The sequence below is a fragment of the Pseudooceanicola endophyticus genome (assembly GCF_018760365.1).
GTDB classification, from domain to species: Bacteria; Pseudomonadota; Alphaproteobacteria; order Rhodobacterales; family Rhodobacteraceae; genus Pseudooceanicola; species Pseudooceanicola endophyticus.
Map to the genome: position 1 here is coordinate 324,576 of NZ_JAHIAB010000004.1, position 26,839 is coordinate 351,414.

Below are 26,839 nucleotides of genomic sequence, written 5' to 3' on the forward strand. Positions count from 1 at the left end.
TCATCGTCCGAAGAGCAGGGAGTTGGGGTTGCGCTGCACCTCGCGCGCCAGCGCCGAGATGGCGTCGGCGGCACGTTGCACCTGGCGCAGCGTGTCGGTCACGTCGCGGCCCACGCCGTCGCGGGCGTCGTAGCCGCGCAGGGTGGTGGCGGCCTGGGCCAGCACGGCCTGGGCATTGGCGATCAGCGCCGGCAGATCCTGCGAGACCTTGGTGACATTCTTCGCGGCATCGTTGGCCGAGGCCAGCGTGTCGTTCAGATTGTCCACCGCGCCGCCCTCGCGCAGCTCCTTGAGCGTGTCGCGCAGCTGGTCGAGCGCCTGCGAGAGATGCGCCGGAAGCTCCTTGGTGCCGGATTGCTGGAGGAAGCTGTCGACGGTCTGCATCAGCCCGTCGAGGCTGTCGGCCAGCTGGTCAAGCGGCACGTTCGCGGCATTGGCGGCGATGCTGTCGAGGCGCTGGATCAGGGCCGGAACGCCGGTCACCGCGCCGCTGAAGGCCTGAGCTGCATCGGTCACGCCCTGGATCGCGTCGGTCACCTTCTTCACCATCTCCTCGTGCTGGACCTGGGTCAGCACGCCGTTGATGTTGTCGGCCACCGAGGAGAGCTGCTGGGGCAGCTGCTGCACCCCGTCGGATCCGACGAACTTGCGGGTATCGTCCAGCAGGCCGCGGATCTCTCCGGGCACCGCGCGGGTGTCGTCGCTGCCCACCAGCGCCGAGATGTTGTTCAGCGTGTTGATCGCGCTGCTCATCAGCTGCTCGATCGGCAGGGCCGAGACGCGGTCGAGGATGCCCTGGGCATTCGCCGCCACATCCGAGATCTGCCCCGGTGCCGTCGGGATGACCGGGTTCGGCTGGGCGCTTTCGTCCAGCGTGCCGGGATCGGCATCGGTGTTCGAGGTCAGCTCGACCTTCAGCCCGCCGGTCAGGATCGAGGCGGTCACCAGCCGGGCCCGCAGGCCCTCGTCCTTGACCTGCTGGCTCAGGTAGGCCAGCGCGCCCTCCGGGGTCTTGTCCTTCAGGCCCATCTTGGAGGGGCGGATTTCCAGCGTGGCGACCATGTGCATGTCGCTGTCGCCGAAACGGTCCTTGTCGACGATGGCGCCGATGGCATCGACCTTGCCGATCTGAAGGCCGCCCAGGGTCACCGGGGCATCCACCGACAGGCCGGCGACGTTCTCGCGGAAATAGGCGGTCAGGGTCAGGGTCGGGCCCTCGTCATCCCCGAAGGTCGAGGCGGCGGCGGAATCCTTGTCCGGATAGACCGTGAAGGTCGAATCCGGCAGCACCTCCTGCCCGCCGGAGGCGGTGGTCTCGAAGCTGACGCCGCCCTGCAGCAGCGTCGCCACCGAGGAGATGTCGAGCGCGGCGCCGTTCGGCCCCAGCGTGAAGGAGAAACCCGAAGTGTCCCAGAACCGCGTCGCCGAGGTGATCAGCTTGTCCTGGGGGGCAAAGATGAAGGCCGGGGCCTCGACGGTGGAGCCGTCCTTGGAAATCTCGGCCTTGCCGACGCGACCGACCTCGATGCCGCGGTACTCGATCACCGTGTCGCCGGTCAGCCCGCTGCCGGGGGCGGCACGCAGGCGGATCTTCAGCCCGGGCTTGCCGTCGCTGTTCAGCGGCGCCTGGGATAGGCCTTCGAATTTCGTCTTTAGCCCCTCGGGCTTGCTGTCCCACAGGCCCTGGATGTAGACGCCCGAAAGAACCGTTCCAAGGCCGGTCACGCCGCGCGCCGACACCTCGGGACGCACCACCCAGAAGTTCGAGCTGTCGTCGACATAATCGGCCACGTCCTTGTTCAGCCGCACCCAGACCTCGACCTTGTTGAGGTCGGCGGAGAAGCCCAGCTTCTCGACCACGCCGACGGCGACGTCGCGGTAGTGCAGCTCGGTCTCGCCGGCCTTGACGCCCTCGGCGCTGTCGAAGTCGATCTCGATCAGCGGGCCGCGCTGCGCATAGTTGTGCCAGGCGACGCTGAGGGCGATGATCAGCGCCAGGATCGGCACCACCCAGACCAGCGAGATACGCTCGTACAGGCTGCGGCGGGTGGTGGTGACGTGAACGTCCGGGGGCGTGTCGCTCATGGGGCGGGCGAAGCTCCGTTCTTGGCCTCGCGGTCCCAGATCAGGCGGCTGTCGAAGGCCTGGGCCGAAAGCATGGTGAAGATGACGGACAGCGCGAAATAGAGCGCCGCCGGGCCGGGCTTGACCGAAACGATGCTGCCCAGCTGGACGAGGGACGACAGGATGGCGACGACGAAGACGTCGATCATGGACCAGCGTCCGATATATTCGACCAGTTCGTAAAGCTGCAAACGGCGGCGGGCCGACAACCGGGCGCGGTGGCGCACGCTGAGCGCCAGCAGGGCCACCACGCCGAACTTGCTGACCGGGATCAGCACCGAGGCCACCAGGATCACCAGCGCGATGGCATAGCTGCCGTGGTTGGCCAGTTCCACCGCGCCGCCGACGATGGTGTTTTCCTGGGTGAAGACCAGGGTGCGGGTCTGCAGCATCGGGTAGACATTGGCGGGCACGTAGCAGATCAGCCCGACCAGCCACCAGGCCCAGACCTTCTGGATCGATTTCGGATCGCGCGAGCGCAGCTTGTGGCCGCAGCGCCCGCAGCGGGGCGTGCCATCGGGCCAGACCCGACCGCAGCGGGTGCAGCCGATCAGGCCCATCTCGCGCGCGGATTTCAGCCCTCCAGGCGTTTCCATACCGTGTACCTGCACATGAGCGTGTCCTGGACGACGACCAGGACAACGAGGATCGAGAACAGCCAGAAGGCCGGGCCCAGGTCCACCTGGGCCAGCGCCGAGATCTTGATCAGCGCGACGGCGCAGCCGACGGCAAAGACCTCGGCCATGGACCAGGGGCGCAGGTGCTCGGCCAGGCGGAAGGCGCGGGATGCGCCGGGCCAGGGGGTGCGGTTGCGCACCAGCGGGATCAGCACGTAGATCACCAGAATCGCCCGCAGCGCCGGGATGAAGACGATGAGCGCGGCCAGCGCGAAGGACAGCAGCAGCAGCAGCGCGCCCGAGGAATTGAAGGCCAGCGCCGCATCCAGGATCGAGCTGCGGTTGGACAGCCCGTTGGTCGAGATCGCCAGGAAGGGCGTGATCGTCGCCGCCACCACCAGGAACAGCACCGAAAGCGCCACCGCGATGATCCGCTTGCCGGCGCTCTGGCGCGGCGCGATCAGCACGTGGTGGCAGCGCGTGCAGGTGGCCCGCTGGTTGATCCCGGGGGCCGTGCCCACATGATAGACCGCGTCGCAGCGCGGGCAGGCGATCAGCGCATCCAGCGACGGCGCCGGGCGATCAGAGGCGGGCAGGGGCTGGGACATCGGACTGCGGCAGGGCTGCGGGTTCCTTGCAGGGGAAGCTGGCGGACCGGGCCCCGCGGGGCGCAGCGGTCCAGGGTTCCCCGACATGGTAGCACCTCGGCGCGGCGCGCCAAGGGGCCGGGACAAATTGCTGCCGCAGCGTCAGCGCCGCAGCCTTTCCAGCAGGGTGTAGGAGCCGAAGCCATCGGGCACGGCGCCGATGCTGCGCTGGTAGGCGCGGATCGCGGCGACGCTGCGCCCGCCCAGGATGCCATCGACGCCACCGGTGTCGTAGCCGCGCCGGGTCAGCAGGGCCTGCATCTCCTGACGCTCGCGGCGGGTCAGGCCGCGTTCGCCCTTCGGCCAGTCATGGGCCAGCGGCCCGGCGCCGGCGATCCGGTCCCCCAGCAGCCCCACCGCCAGCGCGTAGCTGTCGGCGTTGTTGTAGCGCTTGATGACGTCGAAGTTCTTGAACACCAGGAAGGCGGGGCCATTGGCGCCGGTCAGCATCAGCAGCTCGGCCGGACCGTAATCGCGCAGCTCTTTCGAGACCGGCCGCACGCCAAGCGCGGCCCATTGCCGGGCGGATTTCTTCGGCCCGTTCGCCAGGCCGTAATCGAAGCCGCGCGGCAGCTGCACCTCCATGCCCCAGGGCTGGCCGGGCTGCCAGCCGAAGCGCTTCAGATAGGCCGCCGAGGAGGCCAGCGCATCGGTCGGATCGTCGGACCAGATGTCGCGCCGCCCGTCGCCGGTGAAATCCACCGCGTAATCCAGATAGGAGGTCGGCATGAACTGGGTATGCCCCATGGCCCCCGCCCAGGATCCCACCATGCGCTCGGGCGTGGTGTCGCCGTGCTGGACGATCTTCAGCAGCGCGATCAGCTGCGCCTCGTAGAAATCGCGGCGCCGCCCCTCGTAGGCCAGCGTCGCCATGGAGGAGATCAGCGGCGTCTTGCCCCGGTGCGAGCCGTAGTTGCTCTCCATCCCCCAGATCGCGGCAACATATTGCGACTGCACGCCGTAATGATTCTGGATCGCCGAGAAGGTGCGGGAATATTGCCGGTAGGCATCGCGGCCATTGCCGACACGGGTGTCGGAGACGGCGCTCGACATGTAGTCGCCCACGCCCTTGGTGAATTCCGCCTGGTTCTGGTCCTTGCGGATCACGTCGGGCAGCAGCTGGACATGGCGGAAGGCCCGGTCGAAGGCCGCAGAGGAGACCCCCTTGGCCATGGCGCGGCCCTTGAAGCTGCGCAGCCAGCGGTTGAAGCCCGGATCCATCGAGGCCTGCACGACCTGCGCCTCGGGCTCCGGGCGCGGTGCTTCGGCCTGCTGGCGCAGCAGGGCGGGACGGGGTTTCGGGCGCAGGCTCTCGTCCAGGCGCTCGACCGCCGCCACCACCGGCACCACGGAGGTCTGCGGCGCTTCGGGGGCCGCCGCCCGGGCCTGCAGATGCGCCGGGGGCGCCTTCGGCTCGATCTTGACGGGTTCGGCAGAGGCGGTGCGCACCGGCGCGCTGCGGGACGGGCTCTCCAGCCCGAGCTGGCTCATCGTGGCGGCGGCCAGAGCCGCGGCATCGTCCTGCGCCAGCGGGGCGGATTGGGCCGACCTGAGCTTGGGGCGCAGCGACTCGACCGGCGCCTGTTCCAGCGCGGCGGCGGCCTCGGGCAGAAGAAGAAACAGAAGGGGGGTCGCCTTCAGGATGTGACGCATGATGGGAAAAATCCGGCTGCTCGTGGATTTCAGGCTTTTGTGTTTTTAAGGATGGTAAACCGAAAAGCCTGAAATCCAAAGCCTTGCAGCCGGGGAATTTCACGTCTGCGAAGACCCGCTCACTTCTGCGTGCGGGTCCGCTTTACTTTCTTCGCGGTCTTGCTGTCCTTGCGCTTCTGGCGGACCAGATTGGGCTTGGAACGCGTGGTGCCCGGACGGTTCGGCGCCCCCTTGCCGTAGCTTTTCCTGCGCCCGCCGCGCCGCGACGGCCCGTGCTGCACCGTGGCGCCGTCCAGCTCGATCAGCTCCAGCTCCAGCCCGCCGGTCACCGGCACGGCCTCGGCCAGCTTGACGGTGACCCGCATCCCCGGCGCCACCAGCATCCCGGTGTCGGCGCCCATCAGGGTCATTTCCTCGCGGTCGAAATGGAAGAACTCGGAGCCCAGCGAGCGGATCGGCACCAGCCCGTCGGCGCCGGTTTCATCCAGCCGCACGAAGGCGCCGAAGCGCGCCACGCCGCTGATCCGACCGGTGAATTCATTGCCCACCCGTTCGCTCAGGTAGGCGGCCAGGTAGCGGTCGGTGGTGTCGCGTTCGGCCATCATCGACTTGCGCTCGGTCTCGGAAATATGCGTCGCGGTGCCTTCCAGCCGCTCGACATCCTCCGCCGACAGCCCGTCCTTGCCCCAGCGGTGCACGTTGATCAGGCCGCGATGCACGATCAGGTCGGAATAGCGCCGGATGGGCGAGGTGAAATGCGCGTAGTTCTGCAGCGCCAGGCCGAAGTGGCCAAAGTTCACCGGCGCGTAATAGGCCTGCATCATCGAGCGCAGGGTCGCCATGTTGATCAGCTCGGCCTGGTCGGTGCCGGCGGCCTGGTTCAGCAGCCGGTTGATATGCGCCGTCTTCAGCACCTGGCCCTTGGCCAGCTTGAAACCGGCGGCATCGGCGGTCTCGCGCAGCGCCTCCAGCTTTTCGGGGCTGGGTTCCTCGTGGACCCGGAACAGCAGCGGAGAGTTCTTCGCGATCAGGGTCTCGGCGGCGGCGACATTGGCCAGCACCATGAATTCCTCGATCAGCTTGTGGGCATCCAGCCGGTCGCGGAACCGCACGGAGCTGACCTGGCCGTCCTCGGACAGCTCGATCTTGCGTTCCGGCAGGTCCAGGTCCAGCGGCTGGCGCGCCTCGCGGGCGGCGCGCAGGGCGGCATAGGCACCGTAGAGCGGCTTCAGCACGTCCTCCAGCAGCGGCCCGGTCTTGTCGTTGGGCTGGCCGTCGATGGCGGCCTGCACCTCTTCGTAGGACAGCGACGCGGCGGATCGCATCAGCCCGCGCTGGAAGCGGTGGCTCAGCTTGTGGCCCTGGGCGTCGATCTTCATGCAGACGGCGATGCAGGCGCGCGGCACGCCCTCGTGCAGCGAACACAGGTCCCCCGACAGCCGGTCCGGCAGCATCGGCACGACCCGGTCGGGGAAGTAGCTGGAATTGCCGCGCTGGCGCGCCTCGCGATCCAGCGCCGATCCCGGCGTCACGTAATGCGCCACATCGGCGATCGCGACCCAGAGCAGGAAGCCGCCGGGGTTCTTCGGATCGGGATCGGCCTCGGCATAGCAGGCGTCATCGTGGTCGCGCGCATCCGAAGGGTCGATGGTGACCAGCGGCATGTCGCGCATGTCCTCGCGCCCCGAGAGGCCGGCGGGCTTCATGCGGTCGGCCTCGGCGATCACCTCATCGGGGAAGGCGTCGCGGATGCCGTGCTGGTGGATGGCGATCAGGCTGACGGCCTTCGGTGCGGTCGGATCGCCCAGCCGCGCGACGATGCGGGCGCGCGGCAGGCCCATGCGGGCCTTGGGCCCGGCCTGCTCGGCCTCGACCAGCTCGCCGTCCTTTGCCCCGTGGGTGGCGCCCTCGGGGACCAGCCATTCCTTGTCCTGGCCCTTCTCGATGGGCACGATCCGCCCCCCTTCGGAGCCCTGCCGGAACACGCCCAGAATCCGCGTGGGGTTCTGGCCGATCTTGCGGATCAGCCGCGCCTCGTAGGCATTCTCGCCCTCGATCGGGGTGACCTTGCCCAGGATGCGATCCCCGGCGCCAAGCGCGGGATCGCTGTCGCGCAGCACCAGATGCACCACGGGTTCCGGGCCCTCGCCCTGCCATTCCAGCGGCTTCGCGGTCAGGTCGCCATCGGCATCCGGCGCGTTCACCTGCAACACCGAGACCGGCGGCAGCCGGTCCGGATCGCGATAGGTCTTGTGGCGTTTCGCCAGCACGCCCTCGGCCTCCAGCTCCTTCAGCAGGCGCTTGAGGTCGATGCGGGCCTGGCCCTTGATGCCAAAGGCCTTGGCGATGTCGCGCTTTGCGGTCTGGGTCGGATGCTCGGAGATCCAGTCGAGGATGTCCTGCCGGGAAGGAAGCTGTGCCATTGTGCCGCCATACCACGCCGCCGTATCCTGGTCATCGCGAAAAGCAGCGCCGCCCCCTCTCCATTTTCTTGTTCCAAATACCTCGGGGGAGTCGCGCAGCGCGCGACGGGGGCAGCGCCCCCGGCCCGCTTTCCACCCCGCGCGCACGCCCCGCATCAGACCGGTGCATCCGGCACAGGCATCCCCTGGCATACCGGTCGCCGCCGCAGGTCCGCCCCGCAGATTCCCGTTGCCTCCTTGCCGCCGTGCCGCAAACTGGTCCGACCCGCAAGGAAAGCCCGAAGATGCCCCAAGACGATCTCCTCGCCGAGCTTGCCGCCTGGGACTGGCAGGAAGGACAGGCCATCGCCATTTCCGCCCAGCTCGAAGCGCAGATCTGATCTCTGGCTGCGGCCAGTTCTTTCCGCAAAGCGGTGCTGTCGCGCGGGCGGAAGGCTCTCTTCGACACCTGTGCGCTGGAACAGACCGCCGAGGCCCTGTTGCCCGCCGCGCCCGATGTCGGCGGCGGTCTCGATCTTGCGACACAGGATCTTGAGGTGCTCTGGCTGATCGTTTCGGCGCTGGCCCTGTGCCAGGATGCCGGGCTGCGCGCCCTCTACGAGGCCGGAGAGCTTGAGGTCGCCGCCGCCCTGTCGGCCCGTCAGGCGCAGGAGCTGATGGCGCTGCTGCGGCCGCTCGGCGCGGATGGGCTGGCGCGTCGCGTGGCCGCCGGGATCGCGTTCGAGGACCGCGCCGCGCTGCGCCAGAGGGTGCTGCCGCAGGCGCAGACCCTGCTGGGCGGCCTGAGAGAGAGCGTCGGCGGATTGCATGGCCGGTCGCTGCTGACCCGGGAGCTGATCGACCGGGGCCATTCCGGTCCGGCCTACCTGCGTGCCATCGAGGCCGAGCAGGAGGCGCCCTTCCTCTTCCTGCCAAGCTCCGGGGGCGCGCCGGAACGGGCCGTGGCTAGAGCGGCAGAACCAGCGCCATCTCCCGGTGCGGCACCCCGCCGCCGTCGTATTCCGGGCCGCTGGTGGTAAAGCCCAGGCCCTCGTAAAAGCCCATCGCCTGCACCTGGGCACCCAGCACGATGCGCCTGTGGCCCCGGGCGGCCAGCTGCGCGATCCCCTCGCGCACCAGCGCCGCGCCAAGGCCGGTGCCGCGTGCCGGTGCCAGCACGCAGATCCGTCCGATCCGCCCATCCGCGCCCTCGTCCAGCAGCCGCGCGGTGCCCAGGGCCACGCCGTCCAGGCGGGCCAGCAGATGCACGGCGCCCGCGTCCAGCGCATCCCATTCGTCGGCCTCGGAAAAGCCCTGTTCCTCGATGAAGACCTTGCGCCGCAGGGCGAAGCAGTCCGCGGGATCCGCGACCGCCTCGATCCGCAGCGTGCCGCTCATGCGAAGTAGTCCTTCAGGATGCGGGCGTAGATGCCCTTCAGCTGGGTGATCTGTTCGACCGGGACACGTTCGTCCACCTGGTGCATGGTCTGGCCGACCAGGCCGAATTCCACCACCGGGCAGTGATCCTTGACGAAACGCGCGTCCGAGGTTCCGCCCGAGGTCGACATCTCGGGCACAACGCCGGTCTCGGCCTCGACGGATTTCGCCACCAGCGTCGACAGTTCGCCCGGGGGCGTCAGGAAGCTTTCGCCCGAGATCTTGATCTCGCAGTCGATCTGGATGCCGAAGTTGCGGCTGACGTCCTGGGCCTCGCGCTTCAGCCACTGGCTGAGCTCGGCGCCGCTATGGGCATCGTTGAAGCGGATGTTGACGGCGGCCTTGCACTGCGCCGGGATCACGTTGGTGGCGCGGTTGCCGGTGTCGAACTGCACCACCGCCAGGGTCGAGGCGTCGAAATGATCGGTGCCCTCGTCCAGCGTCGCGCTGGCCAGCCGGTCGATCAGCCGCGCCATCGCGGGCAGCGGGTTCTTCGCCTTGTGCGGATAGGCCGAATGGCCCTGCTTGCCGGTCGCCGTGAACCAGCAGGTCATGGAGCCGCGCCGGCCGATCTTCATCATCTCGCCCATGGTCTCGGGGCAGGTGGGTTCGCCGACCAGGCAGGCGGACATCGCCTCGCCCTCGGTCTGCATCCAGTCCAGCAGGGCGATGGTGCCGTCATGGGCATCGCCTTCCTCGTCGCCGGTGATCGCCAGGATCACCGCGCCGTCGGGGGGCGTCTGGCGGACGAAATCCACCGCAGCGGCGGCAAAGGCGGCAACGCCGGTCTTCATGTCGGTGGCGCCGCGCCCCCAGAGGATGCCGTCCTTGATCGCGCCGCCGAAGGGATCGACCGTCCAGGCGGCCGCATCGCCCACCGGCACCACGTCGGTATGGCCGTTGAAGCCGAAGCTGCGGGCATGGCCCTTGGCGCCCCAGCGGGCATAGAGGTTCGAGGTGCCGTTGCGATCGACCCGGGTGCAGGTGAACCCGGCGCCCGACAGCAGGCCTTCCAGCAGGACCAGCGCACCGCCTTCCTCGGGGGTGACCGAGGGGCAGCGGATCAGATCGGCACTGAGCGCAACGGGATCGACGGGGGCATGCGACATCTGGGACTCTCCTTTGACGCGCATGGCTAGCGCCTTTCCGGCACGAAGCAAAGCCCCGCCCCTGAAAGACCCTGTCACGTCACTGTCAATGAACGGTGTCGCCCGGTTCTCCGGCATCATCGTAGAACGGCGTCATCTGCGCCACGATGACCGAGTTCTCTTCCAGCGCGCGCTGCATCAGCTCGCGCTCTTCCTCGGGGATGTCATGGCCTTCTTCCAGCCGCTCCTCGAGCGAGCCGTAGCCCGAGACATCCAGCGGTGCGAGGTCCGCCTGCTTGAGGATCGCCACCGTCTCGCGGACGGCCTCGGCCTCGTCGACGCCGGAGGCGTAGCACATCAGCGCGGCGCCGGTGCTGTCCTCGGGCAGGCCGTCGCCCTCGTGCCGGCCGACCTCGACCAGCAGCGTGTAGACCTGTTGCTTGCGTGGGGTCTTGTCCTTGGCCATAGCGCCCTCCGTGGTTGCGGCGGCTGTCCCAGATCGCGGCGCGGAAGTAAAGGGGGCGATGCGGCAGGCGGGGGCGGTCGCCGGACCTCGGACAGCCAAACGCCCGCGCCGGGGCGGGCGCGGGCGGGCATGTCGGGGGCGTCGGACCCGCCGGGCGTCAGACGCGCCGCAGGGCGCGGGTCAGGGCGATCAGCAGGCAGGCGCCGATCACGCCGACGATCAGCTGGCCGAACCAGCCGCCCAGGGTGCTGCCGACGATGGCCAGCAGCAGGAAGTTCATCACCACGGCGCCGACGATCCCGAGGATGATGTTCAGGATCAGGCCCATGCTGGAGCTCATGATCTTTTCTGCGATCCAGCCCGCGATGGCACCGACGATGATCGCCGCAATCCAGCCAAGTCCTGCCATTGGTCTTTCCTTTCGTTGATCTCCGGGCCGCCTCTGGGGCGGGTCGCAAGGTCAACGCGGCGGCAGGGGAAATGTTCCCGCGGGGCGCGCGGGCGGGTCGGCGCATGCAAAGGGCCCGAAGGCGGTCTGCCTCCGGGCCCTTCCGATGTCTGCCTGCGGGCGCGATCAGTCGCGCAGCAGCTCGTTCACGCCGGTCTTCGAACGGGTGCGTTCGTCCACGCGCTTGACGATGACCGCGCAGTAGAGGTTCACGCCGTTCTTGGAGGGCATGGTGCCGGCCACGACGACCGAGTAGGGCGGCACTTCGCCATACATGACTTCGCCGGTCTCGCGGTCGACGATCTTGGTGGACTGGCCCAGGTACACGCCCATGCCCAGCACCGAGCCCTCGCGCACGATGACGCCCTCGGCCACTTCGGAGCGTGCGCCGATGAAGCAGTTGTCCTCGATGATGACGGGGCCGGCCTGCAGGGGCTCAAGCACGCCGCCGATGCCCGCGCCGCCCGAGATGTGGCAGTTCTTGCCGATCTGCGCGCAGGAGCCGACGGTGGCCCAGGTGTCGACCATGGTGCCGCTGCCGACATGGGCGCCCAGGTTCACGAAGGAGGGCATCAGCACCGCGCCGGGCGCGATGTAGGCGGATTTGCGGACCACGCAGTTCGGCACGGCGCGGAAGCCTGCGGCCTTCCACTGGTTGTCGCCCCAGCCCTTGAACTTGCTGTCGACCTTGTCCCACCAGCCGGAGCCCTGCGGGCCGCCGTCATGCTGTTCCATGTCCTTGATGCGGAAGCCCAGCAGCACGGCCTTCTTGGCCCACTGGTTCACTTTCCAGTTGCCGTCTTCCTGCTTCTCGGCAACGCGCAGGGCGCCGCTGTCCAGGGCGTTCAGCGTGTCTTCGATGGCTTCCCGGGTTTCGCCGGTGGTCGCGGGGGTGATGGTGTCGCGCGCCTCCCAGGCGGCTTCGATGGCAGCTTCGAGCTGAGCGTTGGACATCTTCAGTTCCTCGTTTCGGTTCCCGACCGCTATAGCCAGCACGGGCGGGGGGCGCAATCGCGGGCTGCGCTGCTCTGGCATCGGGCGGCGGGGCAGGTTACGCAGGGAGATCGACAGAAGGATTGCCGAGAATGAGCGACGACACCCACGGCCGCTTCCGTGATGCCCGGGACGACATCCGCCAGACGGGCCACCTGCCCGACACGCCCCAGACCCGGTCCGAGGCCTACCGGCTGGCGTTCACCGACGATGATTTCCTGGCCCGCGATGCGCTGCGCCCGGTGCGCCTGCAACTGGAGCTGCTGAAGCCCGAGCTGGGCATGGACGAGGCCGGCATCGCCTCGACCGTGGTGCTGTTCGGCGGGGCACGCATCCCCGCCCCGGGCGAGAAGGCCCGCAATCCCGGCCTTGAACGTCTGAGCCATTTCTACGACGAGGCCCGCCGCTTTGCCGCGCTGATGACCGAACGCTCTCTGGCCGGGGGCGGCACCGACTGGGTGGTGTGCACCGGCGGCGGCCCGGGCGTGATGGAGGCCGGCAACCGCGGCGCCGCCGAGGCCGGCGGCAAGAGCGTCGGCCTGTCCATCGTGCTGCCCCACGAGCAGGTGCCGAACCAGTGGGTGACGCCCGAGCTGTGCTTCAACTTCCACTACTTCGCGATCCGCAAGATGCATTTCCTGATGCGCTGCCGGGCGCTGTGCATCTTCCCGGGCGGCTTCGGCACCCTGGACGAGATGTTCGAGGCGATCACCCTGATCCAGACCGGTCGCATGGCGCAGGTGCCGCTGCTGCTGTTCGGGCGCAGCTTCTGGGAAAGCATCATCGACTTCGACGCCATCGCCGAGGCCGGCACGATCTCTCCGGATGATCTGAAGCTGTTCCGCTTCGTCGAGACTGCCGAAGAGGCGATCGAGGTGATCGACGGCTGGGAACATGTCGGCGAGAAACGCCGCCGCATCCCCGGGCGCGGCTGATGGCCCCTGCACGCGGGCAGATGTGGTTTCGCATCGCGGTGCTGTTCCTGGCGGGGCTGGGGGCGGCAGGACAATTCGGCAAGATCTCGGTCCTGTTCCCGGCCTGGGCGGCGGCCTATCCGGGGGCGGGGGCCTCGCTCGGCTTCCTGCTCTCGCTGATCTCTCTCATGGGGGTGGTGCTGGGGCTGGTCGCGGGGCTGGCGGTGGCGCGTCTGGGCTTCCGGCGGATGCTGGTCCTGGGGCTGGCCTTCGGCGCGGTGCTGTCCTGCATCGAGGCGCTGATGCCGCCGCTGCCGGTGATGATGGGCCTGCGGGTGATCGAGGGGCTGTCGCATCTGGTGATCGTGGTGGCCGCCCCGACCCTGATGGCCGAGATCGCCGATGACCGCGCGCGGCCGGTGTCGCTGGCGATCTGGTCGACCTATTTCGGCGTCGCCTTCGCGCTTTACGCGGTGATCGGCCATGCCCTGCTGGCGCTGGGCGGGTTGCCGGCGGTGCTGCTGACCCATGCCGCCTGGATGGCGGCCTTCGCGGTCATCGTGCGGGTCTGCCTGCCGGAGGACCGGCCCTTTGCCGGCAATGCCTCCTTCGCGCCGCTGGCGCTGCTGAAACGGCATGGCGCGGCCTATCGCTCGGCCTTCATCGCGACGCCGGGGCTGGGGTTCGGCTGCTACGCCGCGACCTACATGGCGACGCTGACGGTGATGCCCGCCTTCTTCCGCGCCGATGCGCGCGAGGGGCTGATGACGGTGCTGCCGATGGCGGGGATCGTGACCTCGCTCACCCTCGGGGCCTATCTGCTGCGCCGCCACCCGGCGGTGAAGGTCGTGGTCTGGGGCTTCGGCCTCTCGGCGCTGGGGGCGCTGTGCCTGGCACTGCTGCCGCAGATTGCCTGGGCGCCGGTGCTGCTGTTCTGCGTGCTGGGGCTGGTGCAGGGCGGCAGCTTTGCCTCCGTGCCGCAGATCAACCTGGATGCAGAGGGGCGGGCGCTGTCGAACGGCGTGCTGGCGCAGATGGGCAACCTCGGCAACTTCCTTGGCACGCCCGTCCTGCTGGCCATGACCGGCGCCGCCGGAGAGAGCGGCTTCCTGGTTTTCGCGCTGGTGCTTTACGGGCTGGGCGCGGCGATCCACGTCGTTTCGGCGCGGATGCGGGCGCGCGGGCCGGTCCCGGCCTGAGCTGCGGGGCCTGCCCCGAAAGGGCAGGCCCGATCCCTCATACCGACATGCAGATGTACTTCACCTCGAGGAATTCCTCGATCCCGTGGCGGCTGCCCTCGCGGCCCAGACCCGATTGCTTGACGCCGCCAAAGGGCGCCACCTCGGTCGAGATCAGCCCGGTGTTCACCCCCACGATGCCGTATTCCAGCGCCTCGGCCACCTTGTACACGCGGCTCAGGTCCCTGGCGTAGAAATACGAGGCCAGCCCGAAGATCGTGTCATTGGCCATGGCGATCACCTCGTCCGTGTCCTCGAACCGGAACAGCGGGGCGAGGGGGCCGAAGGTCTCCTCGGTTGCGAAGGCCATCTCCGGCGTGGCGCCGGTGACGATGGTGGGCGGGAAGAAGGTGCCGGGCAGGCCGCCCTTGTCGCCGCCCAGGATCACCCTGGCGCCCTTGGCGGTGGCATCGGCGATGTGGTCGCGGACCTTCTGCACCGCGTCCTCGGTGATCAGCGGCCCCAGCTCCGAGCCCTCCTCCAGCCCGTCACCCACCGTCATGGCGGCGACCTTCGCCTTCAGCTTCTCAGCGAAGGCATCATAGACGCCCGACTGCACGTAGATCCGGTTGGCGCAAACGCAGGTCTGGCCGTTGTTGCGGAACTTGCACTGGATCGCGCCCTCGACGGCGGCGTCCAGATCGGCGTCGTCGAAGACGATGAAGGGCGCGTTGCCGCCCAGCTCCATCGAGCATTTCTTCACCGTGTCGGCGGCCTGTTTCAGCAGGATGCGCCCGACGGCGGTGGAGCCGGTGAAGGTGATCTTGCGGACCTTCTCGTTCTCGCAGAACTCCTTGCCGACTTCGGAGGAGCTGCCCGAGGGCAGGACGTTGAAGACCCCGGCGGGCAGGCCCGCGCGCGCCGCCAGAACCGCCAGCGCCAGCGCCGAAAGCGGCGTTTCAGAGGCCGGGCGGGCGAGGAAACTGCACCCGGCGGCCAGCGCCGGGCCGGCCTTGCGGGTGATCATCGCGGTGGGGAAGTTCCACGGCGTGATCGAGGCGGCAACGCCGACCGGCTGCTTGATCACGGTGATCCGCTTGTCGGCCTGATGGCCGGGAATGGTCTCTCCGTAGATGCGCTTGGCCTCTTCGGCGTAGAATTCGATGAAGGAAGCGCCATAGGCGATCTCTCCCTTGGCCTCGGCCAGGGGCTTGCCCTGTTCGGCGGTCAGGATCGTGCCCAGATCCTCCTGGTTCTCCATGATCAGGTCGAACCAGCGGCGCAGCAGCACCGAGCGTTCCTTGGCGGTCCGCGCCGCCCAGAGCCGTTGCGCATCGTGGGCGGCGTCGATGGCGGTGGCGATCTGGGCGCGCGACAGGTTCGCGACCTCGGCCAGCACGTCGCCGCGCGCGGGGTTGGTGACGGCGAAGGTCCCGTCGGCGCCGTCGATCCACTTGCCGTTCACATAGGCCCGGGTGGCCAGCAGCGACGGGTCCTTCAGAAGGGCGGAGAGGTTCGTGGTGGTGTCCAGCATCTGACTACTCCCTTGGTCTGGGTGCGTTCAGGCTGAGGGTAGGGCCGGGGTGCCGCCCGGCCACTGTCTGCGCGGTCAGTGCCCGGCAAGGTCCTGCCAGCAGGGGAAGGGATCGTGGGGCGCGGGGGTGGCGGCATGGACGCCGCGGGCGATGGCGCGGGCCATGACGGTGGCGCCGGCATGGCAGAGATCCAGCAGATCCGCGGGGTCGGCGAGGGGCCTTGCATTGGTGGCGGCGCCAAAGATCAGGTCGCCGTCGGCAGGGGTGTGCGAGGGCACCAGCGCACGGGCAAAACCGTCATGGGCGGCGGTGGCCAGCCGGGTGCACTGTGCCTGGGTCAGGTCGGCATCGGTGGCGATGATGGCGATGGTGGTGTTCTCGCCCTGCGCGCGCCGGCCCAGCATCTTCGCCTTGGTCAGCGCCTCGTGGGGATCGGGGAAGCGCGCGGGCAGGCCGAGGCCGCCGAATTCCTCCGACATCTCCCACGGGGCGGCCCAGAAATGCCGCCCGACGCCGACCGTGGCGGTGCCAAGCGCGTTGACGGCCACCAGCGCGCCCACCGTGTAGCCCCCCGGCAGCTTTACCGAAGCGGTGCCGAGGCCGCCCTTCAGCCCGGCGGTATTGGCCCCGGTCCCGGCGCCGACCGAGCCAAGCGCGACGCGCCGCCCCCGGGTGCCGTAGGCGGCGCGGCCAAGCGCCTTGTAGGGGTTCTCGCTCCAGGATTTGTCGCCGCCGTTGATCAGGTCGAAAAGGATGGCGCCGGGCACGATGGGCACCCGCACCGGCCCGGCCTGAAAGCCGCGCCCCTCTGCGCGCAGCGCATCCGCCACCCCCGAGGCCGCATCGAGCCCGAAGGCCGATCCCCCCGAGAGCACCAGCGCATCGACCTTCTGCACCGTCTTGTCGGGCGCCAGAAGGTCGGTCTCGCGCGTGCCGGGGGCGCCGCCCATGACATGGACGGCGGCGGTGAAGGGGGTGTCGGCAGTCAGCACGCTGACCCCGGATTTCACCGTGTCGTCCTGTGCCTGTCCCAGCAGCAGCCCCTCGATATCGGTGATCGCGTTCATCCATGTCATGAGAAAATCCTTTCGCGCTGGACTGTTGCCGGAGACGGACGGCTCTGCAACGGGTCTTGGCGCTCACGCTCCCGTCAGGTCACGGAAAATCGACTGGCGGGGGATGTAAATCCGATTAACACCGCCCATATCGGCAGAAACCCAGGACGAGGAGAGCCAGATGTCCGATTTCGAGGCGCAGATCCAGCAGAGCCGGCGCGAGGTGAGCGAGGCGCAGGGGCGCATCGCGCAGGTGACGGCGCGGATCGAGGCGGCGCGCGCCGATGCCGGGGCCTCGGAGGCGCTGGCGGGGATCGAGGACGCGACGCTGGCGGATGTGCGCGCCCATGCCGAGCAGATGAACGCCAACATCGCCGAGCTGATCATGGGCCTCGATGACGTGACGGGGCAGTTCTCGCGCGAGTTCGACGCGATGCGCAACCGCACGGGGATGGAGAAGGTGATGGGCTTCTTCTCGCGCCAGAAGGCCGAGCAGATGCGCCAGGAGCGGCTGCGCCATGCCTCGATCGACGACAAGCTGCAGGATCTGATCGCCAAGTCGGACGAGATCACCCGGCTGTTGCAGGACCAGCTGAGCGAGCTGGAGCACCAGAAGCAGAAGGTGGGCACGAACCTGTCGGAGACCCTGGCCGAGCGCGAGGCGGTGGTGAGCGAACTGGAGGCGCTGCGGGCCGCGATCCTGGCGATGGATCCGAAGATCATCGACCTGGAGAACCGCATCGGCGTTTGCCAGGACGCCGCCGAACGCACCCGGCTGGAAAGCGATCTGGCCGGGGTGAATGCGGAATACAACGCCAAGGTGCAGGACGAGCAGGTGAAGATTGCCCGCTCGCAGACGCTGGAGCGCTACGTGGAAAAGGGCAAGACCTGGGTGGATAGCCTGCAGAACCAGGCGGCGACCCAGATGGTGCTGATCAACAAGCTTCAGACCGACACCAAGCAGCGGGTGGTGCTGTATGACGCGCTGACGAAATCGCTGAAGACCGCGCAGCAGCAGGAGGTCGCGCACCGGATCAACGAGATCGGCACCGAGACCGACCGCGAGGCGCAGAAGGCGATGGCGCAGATCGGCGCGGCCACCAATGCCCGGATGGCCGACATGCTGGAGGCGCACGAGGGCCACATGGTCTTTGCCCGAGAGGTGCTGGAGGCCAAGGCGCGGGCGGACGAGCGCTTTGCCCGCCGTTTCCGCGCCATCGTCGAGAAGCATGACAGCAATCTTTATGGCGGCTGAGGGGATGGCAGCGCCGCTCGCCCCTGCGGGGCATCGCCCCGCCCGCCATCCCGCAAGGTGTCTTGATGACTGAGGGGCTGGCGTCGGATCACGTGGTGCTGGAGGACGGCACGCTGTCGCGGCGCTACCTGGCGCAGATGCGGGCGATTTGCGCCCATCTGCCCCGGGTGCTGGGCGTGATGGAGGCCGAGGGGGCGCTTTCGGCGCGTGAAAGCGCGGCGGTGGCCGGGCATCTGGCGGCCCTGGGCTTCACCTTCCGGGCGCTGGAGATGAAATACATGATGGTCGGGCGCGCGGGGCTGAAGGGCACCGGCGCGCTGACCATCGACGATCACGAGAGCGGCTTTCCCACCGCCCGCGAGGTGATGGTGCTGGCCAATGACGCCGCCCAGGCCACGGCGCGGCTGGCCGAGATGCCTTCGGAAGCGGCGCTGAAGCGGCAGATGCTGGACGAGATCATCGGCGATCTGCGCACCCCGGTGCGGCTGCAATATGCGCTGTCGCAGCGGCTTTATCTGGAGGAGCTGGCGAAGGGCCGGCTGTTCTGGCCGCATGTGGAGGCGGAGGCCGAGTGGCTGGGCGATGTGGCACCGGGGCGGCGGCGCTACCTGCTGCACTGGTCGAGCTGGGACAGCCAGGTGAACCTGCCGCTGATCTGGCTGATGGAGCTGGAGGATACCGGCGCCACCGGCCTGCCCGCCGACGGCGCCCGCTGGGCCGAGCTGCGCGGCTATCTTTCGGCGCAGAGCCTCTCGGGGCTGAAGCTGCTGACCATCGCGCGCGGGCTGGATGCCGATTTCTCCGACCTGCATCCGAAGCGGCTGCGGCGGCTGCATGTGGGGCCGATGCATTCGCATCTGTTCACCCGCCAGTCCGGGCCGATCGCCGATGTGCTGGCGGCTGCGGGGGGCGCGGAGGGCGAGGACTGGGCGCTGGCCTGGACCTCGGAGCTGCTGGAGAGCGAACGCGTGGTGCAGGAGCGCACGGGCTGGTTCGGCCAGGTGGAGCGCGAGGTCTTCGCGCTGGATCCCGTGCAGGGAAGTGAGCGCGGGGTGAGTGCCCGCAGCCGGGCGCTGGTGCTGCCCGCGCGGCCCTATCAGGTGCTGGTGGAACAGGCGCCGGAGGGTTTCCGGAGGCTGCGGAAATATGTCGTCGGCGATGGCGGCCGGGTGCTGAGCCAGCGCTGAGGCCGCGCGACCGGTGCGCAAGAGAGGGAAGGCGAGAGATGTCGGATCTGGATGTGATGGCGCTGCCCGAGGCGGAGATCCGGGCCTGCTACCCGGCGGCCGAGGCGCTGCTGACGGGGTTCGATCACGCGCCGCGGCTGACCAGGCCGCGGGAGGGGCCCGCCACCGGCGCGCGCGCTCTGCCCGGGCATCGCGCCTTCCGTTCGACCACGCCGGGGCTGACGGCGACGCGCCCGGCACGGGGCGCCTCGGTGCATCTGCTGGAGCGGATCCGGGCGGGGGAGGCGGATGCGCTGATCTCTCCGGCGCAGGCGGGTCTGGCACGGGCGCTGCGCCGCGCGCTGGCGGTGGCCCTGGCGCTGGGCGAGGTCTTTGCCGCCGGATCGGGGCTCGCGGAGTTGAAGCGGACCAACCGTGAAGGCCGGGTGCCGGGGGCGCGGCAGGCCGAATTCGCGCGGCTGCTGGAGGCCGAGGCGCTGGTGGTGCTGCATGTCTTCGCCAATGCCACCGCCTTCCTGCTGGCGCCGCAGCTGGAGGGCGCCGTTGCCGAGGGGCCGGAGCCCGAAGAGATCCTGACCGAGAATGCACCGCTGGCCCTGCAGGGCACCCTGTGGGAGCTGGACACCGTGCTGGAGGCGGCGGGCGCGGCGCAGGTCGCCGCCGTCGCGGGCCATGCCGAGCGGCTGATGGCGGCGGTGGCGCTGCGGATCGGCACGGCGCCGGTGGCGGGCTTTGCCGGGCGGGCCTGGCGGATCGGCGACGACGATCTGGTGATCCGGGGCTTCGCGCCGGCGGTGCGGGCGCGCTCCACCCGGGTGGAGATGGAGTTTGCCGCCCCGCGCGAGGTGGTCGGCAATGCCATCGCCAAGCATCAGGCGATGAAGCTGGCGCGGATGATGATGGCCTATGACCCGCTGACCCGGATGAACCCCTTTGCCGAGATGGGCGGCTTTGCCTTCACCTTCCTCGGGGACGGGCGACCGGGCACCGGCAAGACCACTCTGATCCGGATGATGGCCGGTCTTCTGAACGACTATTGCGCGGTCGCGGGCTATGCCTTCTGCTACCGCAACCTCTCGGTCGGGGCGCTGGACAGCTACCAGGGCAAGTCCGGGCAGAATGCCCGCGATTTCATCGCGGCGGTGAGCGATCCCGCCGGCATCGGCTTCGGCACGATCGACGATGTGGACCAGGTGGCGGGGCGGCGCGGGGACCGGCAGGCCTCGGCGGGGCAGCAGGAGATCACGGCGGTGCTGATGGAGGCCTTCGCCGGGGCGCAGACCGTGGTGCGCGGGAATTGCAGCTTCGGGCTGTTCTCGAACTTTCCGGAGCGGGTCGATGATGCGCTGCGCCAGCGCGCCGGGGCGCGCTTTGCGATCGACGGGCCGCAGAGCCGCGAGGATTACATCGACCTGCTGGCGCTGCTGATGGGGGAGGGGCACGACATCCCCCTGGGGCAGCACGATTTCCTGGCGGCGCAGGAGATCCGCCGCGCGGTGGCGCACAGCTATGCCGGCCATGACCGCCCTGCCGAGCCCGCCCTGGCGGCGGTTCTGGCCGAGGTTGAGGGGCGGCTGGGGCCGCTGGATACGCTGGCCAAGCTTGGCAGTTACCTGAAGGCGATCCAGGAGGCCGATCCGCGCTTTACCGGGCGGGCGGTGAAGAACATCACCGATGCGGTGAAGGCGCGGTCTCTGGATGTCGAGCTGCCGGAGGAATGGATGCAGGACCCGGGCCTGTTCCTGCACCGCGACTACGCGACGAAACGCGCCATGATCGGGGAGTTGCGCAAACCCGTCACAGCCCGGATGCTGATGCAGGAGATCAACCGCTACGGCGACAGCGAGCTGCGCTATGCCGGGGCGGCGGAGGAGGCGGCGGTGACGGACAGGGTGCGCGAGATGGAACGGGCCGAGGCGGCGCAGCGGCGCTTCCGGGCAGGGCGCGGATGAGCGCGCGTCGGGTGTTCGGGAACGGGGGGTGCGGGAATGGGGGGAGCGCCCTCCGCGCCCCTTGGGGCCCGTCGGGCGCTGCCCGGGCCCTGCGGTCCCGGGCGGGCCCCCGGGCCGGCGGAGGGGCGCGGCCATGATGGATCTGCTTCTGGACAGGGGCCTGATCTACGGCAACCTGTTCCGCGTCGACACCGAGGCCCTGGCCGAGCGCTATGCCCGCGCCCTGCGCCATCTGACCGGGCGGGAGACCGCGCTGCGGGAGTTCCACATCGATCTGTCGGGCTATTCGCCGGAGGTGGGGGCCGAGCTGGGCGATCCGGCCTATCTGAACCCCCGGGGCGTCAACCGGCAGTTCATCCTGCTGTCGGTGCGCCAGCAGAGCGCGCCGCTGCTGGAGGCGCGCTTTTCGACCTCGCGCAGCATCCTGCGCCGCTTCATCGCCGCCAACGAGGAACAGCTTTTCGCGCTGACCGCGCGCGATGCCGTGGCCGGAGAGCTGGTGAACTCGGTCTTCGAGGTCGAGACCCCGGCGCGGCTGCTGGAGATCCGCCATGTCACGGTGGAGGCCGACACCACCCGGGGCGTGCTGCGCGCCGCCGAGGCCCTGGGGCGCCTGTCGGACCGTTTCCTGAGGGAGCCGGGCGCCTGGCACGACCAGCGCCTGATCGACGAGATGATCGCCACCGCCCGTCAGAGTGGCGATGTCAGCCGCAGCCCGGTCCGCCTGACCTCGGAACGGTTCGAGCAGAAGACTTTCTGGACCGCGCATTTCGGCGGCGCCTACCTGTTCCGCGATGTCCGGGAGCCGGCGATCCTGGCGGCGGAACCCGAACGCTTTGCCGGCTTGCCGCTGCCGGTCATCGCGCTGTCGGATCGTGCCGGGGTGGCGCGCTTCCTGAACGCCAACGGGCTGAGCGAGCCGGTGCTGCATGCCCGCGGCATCGACGGGGCGGCGGTGCTGCGCCAGAAGATGGATTTCATCACCGTCGACACCGCCCAGCATTCCGGCCTGGACCTGGAAGGCGCCACGCGCCGCGATCTGCGCCGCATCGCCCGCCTGCATGCCGATGTGCTGCCGCCCGAATACCACGCCCTGCGCCGCATGGTCGAGGGCGCGACCGGCCTGCCGGACCCCGGCGCGCCGGGCTATTTCTACGCGCTGCGCGCCGCCTCAGGCCCCGACGAGGACCTGGTGAACATGCTGCTGGCCGAGATGACGCCGAAGGACGTGCGCCAGCTGTTCATCTGCCACAAGACGCTGTTCTACCGGCTCTGGCAGGGCTGGTCGGCGCCCAAGCAGGCCTATGTGGCGGATTTCCTGGCCCGCGAATATGCCGTCGACACCGCCGGCGCGCGCGCCGCGCTGTTCGGCCACGAACCCGCCATGGCCGAGCCGCAGCACCCGCAGAGCGGCCCCTGGGGGCCGTCCAAGGGCCTGAGCGCGCGGGACGAGGTGCGCGGCCTGCACCGCAAGCCCGCAGCCGGTGACGACCTGGTGGCCCGGGTCGGCCCCTGGGGCGTGCTGCACCGGAAGGACCGCCGATGATCGCCCTGCTGCGCTTTCTGATCCCCGCCGCGCTGGTGCTGAGCGTGATCTACGCCGCCGTCTCGCTCTGGTCGCGGCACAAGCGGCGCCGGAAGCTGACCCGCGACTGGACCGACGAACACGGCGACATCCCCGAGGACGATGCCGAGGAGGAGGACTTTGTCGAAAAGGGCCTCGATGCCTATGACGGCAGCTTCCGGCGCCGCCTGATCCTGCTCATCTACATCGTTCCGGTGGTCATCGTCGCCATCATCATATACGCCCAGAACTACAGGTAAGGAGAGACCCCAATGCGTTACGTGAAATGGGCCGTCCGGATCATCGTCGTCCTCGTGCTGGCGGCGTTCTTCGATTACACGCTGCCCCAGCATGACGTGGTGCGGGTCACCGACACGTTCGAGAAGCGGATCGACTTCGGCGACAACTCGATCTTCTGGTCGAATTCCGGCGCCGGCAATGCCTCCAACGCCACCAACCGCGACGTCTTCTTCATCCAGACCATCCGTGCCAACGGCAAGCCGCTGGTGTTCCGCAACGAGGACACCGGCTGGGGCTGGCCGCCCTATTTCAAGTTCAACACCAACAACCTCCAGACCGAGGCCGCGGATCTGAAATCGACCTCGGACAACCCGAAATGGGTCCGCGTCACCCATTACGGCTGGCGCAACGAATTCCTGTCGATCTTCCCCAACGCGGTGCGGGTCAAGCAGGTCTCGGGGCCCGATGACGTGGGGCTGCCCTGGTTCAACACCATCGTCATCGTGCTGTTCATCGCGCTGGCCTGGGCGATCCGGGTGCGCGTGCTGCGCTTCTGGGACCGCCGCATCGACCCGATGATGGAGGATGTGGGCGACGGTCTCTATGCCGGGCGCTCGAAGCTGCGCCGGATCTTCTCGCGCGGGAAATAAACGGCCCGGGGGCCGCCCCCGGCAACCGAACCGGGCCCCGCTGCGTTAAGTCCAGAGCTTGAACGCAGGAGGGCCCGATGCCTCTCAGCACGATGTTTTCCCCGGAGGCCGATGCGCGCCCCGATGCGACGGAGGCCTCGGCCCCGTCCCGTCCCCCCGTGGTCCTTACCCCGGTGGCGATCCTTGCCAACCGCAAGTCCGGCACCAATGCCCGCGACGCCGAGGCGATCGACCGCGCCATGGCGGTCTTCGGAGACGATGCCCGGCTGCATCACTGGGACACCGAGCAGGACCTGGGCGCCCTGGCCGACAAGGCCATCGCCGGGGGCGCCCGCACCATCATCGCCGCCGGTGGCGACGGCACCGCCATGGCGGTGGCCCAGGCGGTTCTGGGAAAGGACGTGGCCTTCGGCGTGCTGCCGCTTGGCACCTTCAACTACTTCGCCCGCGGCCTCGGCCTGCCCGAGGAAGCCTCGGAAGCCGCGCGCGCCCTGCTGGCGGGCACCCCGCACGAGATCCGCATCGGCACGGTGGATGGTCAGGTCTTCCTCAACAACGCCAGCCTCGGGATCTATCCGCGCATCCTCAAGGAGCGCGAGGATGTCTATGCCCGCTGGGGCCGCCGCCGCCTGATGGCGCACTGGTCGGTGATCCGGACCTTCTGGCGCTTCCAGCGCCCGATGCGGATGCGGCTGACGGCGGACGGAGCGGTACAGGACGTGCGCACGCCGCTGCTCTTCGTGGCGCGCTCGGCCTACCAACTTGAGATCTTCGGTCTGGAGGGGGCCGAGGCGATCCACGACGATGCCTTCGCGGTGCTGGTGGGGCGCGGCGAAACCCGGGCCGAGCTGTTCCGCCTGGCCTGGCGGCTGATCACCCGGCGCATGCAGCCGGGGCGCGATTACGATCTGCTGGCGGCGAAGCACCTGGTGGTCGAGACCGCGAAACCCCGGATGCTGGTGGCCTTCGACGGCGAGAAGCGCCCGGACCGCAGCCCCTTCACCTTCCACATGGAAGACCGCCCGCTGCGCCTTCTGCTGCCGGGGCCCCGCCAGGAGGCCCCCGCATGAGCCGCCTGCTGCATCTTTCCGACCTGCATTTCGGACGCAGCGAACCGGCGCTGGAGGCGCCGCTGCTGGCGGCCATCTCAAGGATCCGGCCCGATCTGGTGGTGGTTTCGGGCGATTTCACCCAGCGGGCCCGGGTCGCGCAGTTCCGCCAGGCGCGCGCCTTCCTGGAGCGGGTCGAGGCGCCGCTGCTCTGCGTGCCGGGCAATCACGACACGCCGCTCGACAATGTGCTGCTGCGCTTTCTGCGCCCCTTCGGACGCTATCGCCGCTGGATCGACCGGGATCTGGAGCCGACCTACCGGGATGCGGCGCTTTCGGTGGTCGGGGTGAACACGGTCAATCCCTTCGCCTGGCAGCAGGGTCGCTTCCGCCGTCGCGCGCTGGAGCGGGTCTGTACCGCCTTCGAGGATGCCGGCGACCGGCTGCGGGTTGCGGTGCTGCACCATCCCCTGGAACACGGGCCCGAGGTGGAAAAACGCCCGATGCGCGGCGCCGCCCGCGCCCTGCGGGGCCTGTCGGACTGCGGGGCCGACGTGGTGCTCTCGGGCCACCTGCACCGCGCCGGCACCGCCCCGTTCCGCGCCGCCCCGGGGCTCCTTTTCGTGCAGGCGGGCACCGGTCTCTCGACCCGGCGCCGGGGGGAAACCAACACCTTCAACATGCTCGATCTCTCGGGCGAGCGGCTGCGCGTCACCGAGTGGGCGGCGGAATGGGACCGCGCCGGCGGCGTGGCCTTCGCGCCGGGCCGCAGCAACTCCTTCTGCCGGGACCGGGGCGCCTGGATCCGCAGCGGCCCGGGGGCGGGCCTTTTCGACGCCGGTGCCGGGGGCGCGGCCCCGGTCTCCCGCGGAGCCTCCCCCGGGGTGTTCCCGGCCCGGTGACCTCCGTGCCCCGGCTCCCTCATCTGGCCATAAATATCCCCGCCGGAGGCGGCCCGGGACCTGCGGCGCGGGTCCGCGGGGCTTGGCGGCGCGCCCCCGGCATGGCTAAGATCTGCCGATGAGTCCTTCTTCCCCTCCCAGCCAGGAGAGCGCCATGGACGAGGCGGATCGCGTCTTGCTGACCGAATTGTTCGAAGCGGCCGTTGCGGCTGCCGATCCGCGCGAGGCGCTGAAAGGGCACCTGCCCGACGCGCCGAAGGGGCGCACCGTCGTCATCGGGGCCGGCAAGGGCGCCGCGCAGCTGGCCCGCGCCTTCGAGGCCGCCTGGGAGGCCGCCGGTCATCCCGCCCCCGAGGGGATCGTCGTCACCCGCTACGGCTACGCGGCCCGCTGCCGGCACCTGGAGGTGCTCGAAGCGGCCCATCCCGTGCCGGACGAGGCCGGGGAGGAGGCGACGCTGAAGGTGCTGCGCCTGCTTCAGGGGCTGGGCCCGGACGACCTGGTGGTGGCGCTGGTCACCGGCGGCGGCTCGGCGCTTCTCGCGGCCCCGCCCGAGGGGCTGAGCCTCGAGGACGAGCAGGCGCTGAACACCGCGCTGCTGGCCTCGGGCGCGCCGATCGGGGCGATGAACGCGATCCGCAAGCAGGTCAGCCGGGTGAAGGGCGGCCGCCTGGCCGCCGCCGCCGCGCCCGCGCGGGTCGTCAGCCTGATCGTCTCGGACGTGCCGGGCGATGCGCCGGAGGAGGTGGCCTCGGGGCCCACGGTGCCCTGTACCAAGGGCCGGGCCGAGGCGCTGGCCGCCGTGCGCCGCTACGGGATCGAACTGCCGCGCCGGATCCGGCATTTCCTGGAGACCGCGCCCGAGGATGCCCCAGCGCCCGGCGATCCGGCCTTTGCCGGCAACCGCGTCACCGTCATTGCCTCGGCGGCGCGCTCGCTCGAGGCCGCCGCGGCCCTCTCGGAAGCGCGGGGCATCCCGGCGGTGATCCTGTCGGACGCCATGGAGGGCGAGGCCCGCGAGGTGGGCCGGGTGCAGGCCGCCATCGCCCGCGAGGTGCTGAGGAAGGGCCGCCCCTTCGTGTCCCCGGTGCTGATCCTGTCGGGCGGCGAGACCACGGTGACCCTGCGCGGCCGGGGCCGGGGCGGGCGCAACACCGAGTTCCTGCTGAGTTTCGCGCTCGAGATCGAGGGGCTGGAGGGGATCGCGGCGCTCGCGGCCGATACCGACGGCATCGACGGCTCGGAGGACAATGCCGGGGCCTTTGCCAGCGGGCGGACCGCCGACTGGATCCGCGCCGAGGGGATCGACCCGGCCGAGGCGCTGTCCAACAACGATGCCTACAGCGCCTTCGAGGCCGCCGAGGCGCTGTTCGCCCCCGGCCCGACGGGGACGAACGTGAATGATTTCAGGGCGATCCTTGTGCGCAAGCCCTGACAGGGTGCGCACGCCCTGACAAGGTGTACAAGCCCCGGCAGGCTGCTC

The 26,839-nt window shown here is 69.5% G+C and carries 24 protein-coding genes; 12 read left to right on the top strand and 12 right to left on the bottom strand.

The annotated features are described in order from the left end of the window. The 5 genes from KM176_RS09910 to rnr all read right to left on the bottom strand — a co-directional run bounded on the left by KM176_RS09910 (nt 1) and on the right by rnr (nt 7,464). The gene (locus tag KM176_RS09910) at nt 1-2,085 is read right to left on the bottom strand and encodes an MlaD family protein (RefSeq protein ID WP_160895852.1); all 2,085 of its coding nucleotides are present in this window, start codon (nt 2,083-2,085) and stop codon (nt 1-3) included. Continuing rightward, nucleotides 2,082-2,720: a paraquat-inducible protein A gene (locus tag KM176_RS09915; RefSeq protein ID WP_236045244.1), complete on the bottom strand. Its 639-nt coding sequence runs from the start codon at nt 2,718-2,720 to the stop codon at nt 2,082-2,084. The genes KM176_RS09910 and KM176_RS09915 overlap by 4 nt, the downstream gene beginning before the upstream one ends. Beyond that, nucleotides 2,699-3,349: a paraquat-inducible protein A gene (locus KM176_RS09920; RefSeq protein WP_160895851.1), complete on the bottom strand. Its 651-nt coding sequence runs from the start codon at nt 3,347-3,349 to the stop codon at nt 2,699-2,701. Before KM176_RS09920 ends, KM176_RS09915 begins: the two co-directional genes overlap by 22 nt. 141 nt (nt 3,350-3,490) lie before the next feature. After that, the gene (locus KM176_RS09925; protein WP_160895850.1) at nt 3,491-5,041 is read right to left on the bottom strand and encodes a lytic murein transglycosylase; all 1,551 of its coding nucleotides are present in this window, start codon (nt 5,039-5,041) and stop codon (nt 3,491-3,493) included. A gap of 119 nt (nt 5,042-5,160) precedes the next feature. After that, complete coding sequence (rnr, locus tag KM176_RS09930; RefSeq protein WP_160895849.1) at nt 5,161-7,464, bottom strand: ribonuclease R; 2,304 nt, start codon at nt 7,462-7,464, stop codon at nt 5,161-5,163. 479 nt (nt 7,465-7,943) lie between these two features. Here rnr and KM176_RS09935 point away from each other — a divergent pair, with 479 nt between their 5' ends. Then, nucleotides 7,944-8,483 carry a hypothetical protein gene (locus KM176_RS09935; protein WP_160895848.1) on the top strand — a complete coding sequence of 180 codons (540 nt, stop codon included), beginning with the start codon at nt 7,944-7,946 and terminating at the stop codon, nt 8,481-8,483. Here KM176_RS09935 and KM176_RS09940 read toward each other — a convergent pair. From KM176_RS09940 to dapD, 5 genes are all read right to left on the bottom strand, one after another. Further along, nucleotides 8,410-8,841 (bottom strand): GNAT family N-acetyltransferase, encoded by a 432-nt coding sequence (locus KM176_RS09940; RefSeq protein ID WP_160895847.1) that lies wholly within the window; start codon nt 8,839-8,841, stop codon nt 8,410-8,412. The two genes, KM176_RS09935 and KM176_RS09940, sit on opposite strands and share 74 nt — an antisense overlap. Continuing rightward, nucleotides 8,838-9,989, bottom strand: a complete 1,152-nt coding sequence (dapE, locus tag KM176_RS09945) for a succinyl-diaminopimelate desuccinylase (RefSeq protein ID WP_160895846.1) — start codon at nt 9,987-9,989, stop codon at nt 8,838-8,840. The genes KM176_RS09940 and dapE overlap by 4 nt, the downstream gene beginning before the upstream one ends. A gap of 85 nt (nt 9,990-10,074) precedes the next feature. Next, nucleotides 10,075-10,434, bottom strand: a complete 360-nt coding sequence (locus KM176_RS09950) for a hypothetical protein (protein ID WP_160895845.1) — start codon at nt 10,432-10,434, stop codon at nt 10,075-10,077. Nucleotides 10,435-10,591: 157 nt separating this feature from the next. Continuing rightward, nucleotides 10,592-10,843 (bottom strand): GlsB/YeaQ/YmgE family stress response membrane protein, encoded by a 252-nt coding sequence (locus KM176_RS09955; protein WP_160895844.1) that lies wholly within the window; start codon nt 10,841-10,843, stop codon nt 10,592-10,594. A 165-nt stretch (nt 10,844-11,008) separates the two neighbouring features. Beyond that, nucleotides 11,009-11,836, bottom strand: a complete 828-nt coding sequence (gene dapD / locus KM176_RS09960; RefSeq protein ID WP_160895843.1) for a 2,3,4,5-tetrahydropyridine-2,6-dicarboxylate N-succinyltransferase — start codon at nt 11,834-11,836, stop codon at nt 11,009-11,011. A gap of 131 nt (nt 11,837-11,967) precedes the next feature. On the opposite strand from dapD, the gene KM176_RS09965 reads away from it, so the two are divergent. Next, on the top strand, nt 11,968-12,810 hold the full coding sequence (locus KM176_RS09965; RefSeq protein ID WP_160895842.1) for an LOG family protein: 843 nt from the start codon (nt 11,968-11,970) through the stop codon (nt 12,808-12,810). After that, nucleotides 12,810-13,988 carry an MFS transporter gene (locus tag KM176_RS09970; RefSeq protein ID WP_236045245.1) on the top strand — a complete coding sequence of 393 codons (1,179 nt, stop codon included), beginning with the start codon at nt 12,810-12,812 and terminating at the stop codon, nt 13,986-13,988. Before KM176_RS09965 ends, KM176_RS09970 begins: the two co-directional genes overlap by 1 nt. A gap of 37 nt (nt 13,989-14,025) precedes the next feature. Here KM176_RS09970 and KM176_RS09975 read toward each other — a convergent pair whose 3' ends face one another. Both KM176_RS09975 and KM176_RS09980 read right to left on the bottom strand, forming a co-directional pair. Further along, the gene (locus KM176_RS09975) at nt 14,026-15,501 is read right to left on the bottom strand and encodes an NAD-dependent succinate-semialdehyde dehydrogenase (protein ID WP_160895841.1); all 1,476 of its coding nucleotides are present in this window, start codon (nt 15,499-15,501) and stop codon (nt 14,026-14,028) included. Nucleotides 15,502-15,576: 75 nt separating this feature from the next. After that, complete coding sequence (locus KM176_RS09980; RefSeq protein WP_160895840.1) at nt 15,577-16,578, bottom strand: P1 family peptidase; 1,002 nt, start codon at nt 16,576-16,578, stop codon at nt 15,577-15,579. Between the two features lie 160 nt (nt 16,579-16,738). On the opposite strand from KM176_RS09980, the gene KM176_RS09985 reads away from it, so the two are divergent. The 9 genes from KM176_RS09985 to KM176_RS10025 all read left to right on the top strand — a co-directional run bounded on the left by KM176_RS09985 (nt 16,739) and on the right by KM176_RS10025 (nt 26,791). Beyond that, nucleotides 16,739-17,812 carry a coiled-coil domain-containing protein gene (locus KM176_RS09985; protein WP_160895839.1) on the top strand — a complete coding sequence of 358 codons (1,074 nt, stop codon included), beginning with the start codon at nt 16,739-16,741 and terminating at the stop codon, nt 17,810-17,812. A gap of 65 nt (nt 17,813-17,877) precedes the next feature. Continuing rightward, complete coding sequence (locus KM176_RS09990) at nt 17,878-18,999, top strand: hypothetical protein (protein ID WP_160895838.1); 1,122 nt, start codon at nt 17,878-17,880, stop codon at nt 18,997-18,999. Nucleotides 19,000-19,037: 38 nt separating this feature from the next. Next, the gene (locus KM176_RS09995; RefSeq protein WP_160895837.1) at nt 19,038-20,951 is read left to right on the top strand and encodes an ATP-binding protein; all 1,914 of its coding nucleotides are present in this window, start codon (nt 19,038-19,040) and stop codon (nt 20,949-20,951) included. A 136-nt stretch (nt 20,952-21,087) separates the two neighbouring features. Next, nucleotides 21,088-22,497, top strand: coding sequence for a DUF6638 family protein (locus tag KM176_RS10000; RefSeq protein WP_160895888.1), 1,410 nt, complete (start codon nt 21,088-21,090; stop codon nt 22,495-22,497). Next, nucleotides 22,494-22,775: a hypothetical protein gene (locus tag KM176_RS10005; protein ID WP_160895836.1), complete on the top strand. Its 282-nt coding sequence runs from the start codon at nt 22,494-22,496 to the stop codon at nt 22,773-22,775. Before KM176_RS10000 ends, KM176_RS10005 begins: the two co-directional genes overlap by 4 nt. A gap of 12 nt (nt 22,776-22,787) precedes the next feature. Next, on the top strand, nt 22,788-23,405 hold the full coding sequence (locus tag KM176_RS10010; RefSeq protein ID WP_160895835.1) for a DUF1523 family protein: 618 nt from the start codon (nt 22,788-22,790) through the stop codon (nt 23,403-23,405). Between the two features lie 77 nt (nt 23,406-23,482). After that, nucleotides 23,483-24,475: a diacylglycerol/lipid kinase family protein gene (locus tag KM176_RS10015; protein ID WP_236045246.1), complete on the top strand. Its 993-nt coding sequence runs from the start codon at nt 23,483-23,485 to the stop codon at nt 24,473-24,475. Continuing rightward, nucleotides 24,472-25,356, top strand: a complete 885-nt coding sequence (locus KM176_RS10020) for a metallophosphoesterase family protein (protein WP_160895834.1) — start codon at nt 24,472-24,474, stop codon at nt 25,354-25,356. Before KM176_RS10015 ends, KM176_RS10020 begins: the two co-directional genes overlap by 4 nt. Nucleotides 25,357-25,510: 154 nt before the next feature. Further along, on the top strand, nt 25,511-26,791 hold the full coding sequence (locus tag KM176_RS10025) for a glycerate kinase type-2 family protein (protein ID WP_160895833.1): 1,281 nt from the start codon (nt 25,511-25,513) through the stop codon (nt 26,789-26,791). Nucleotides 26,792-26,839 lie beyond the last annotated feature (48 nt).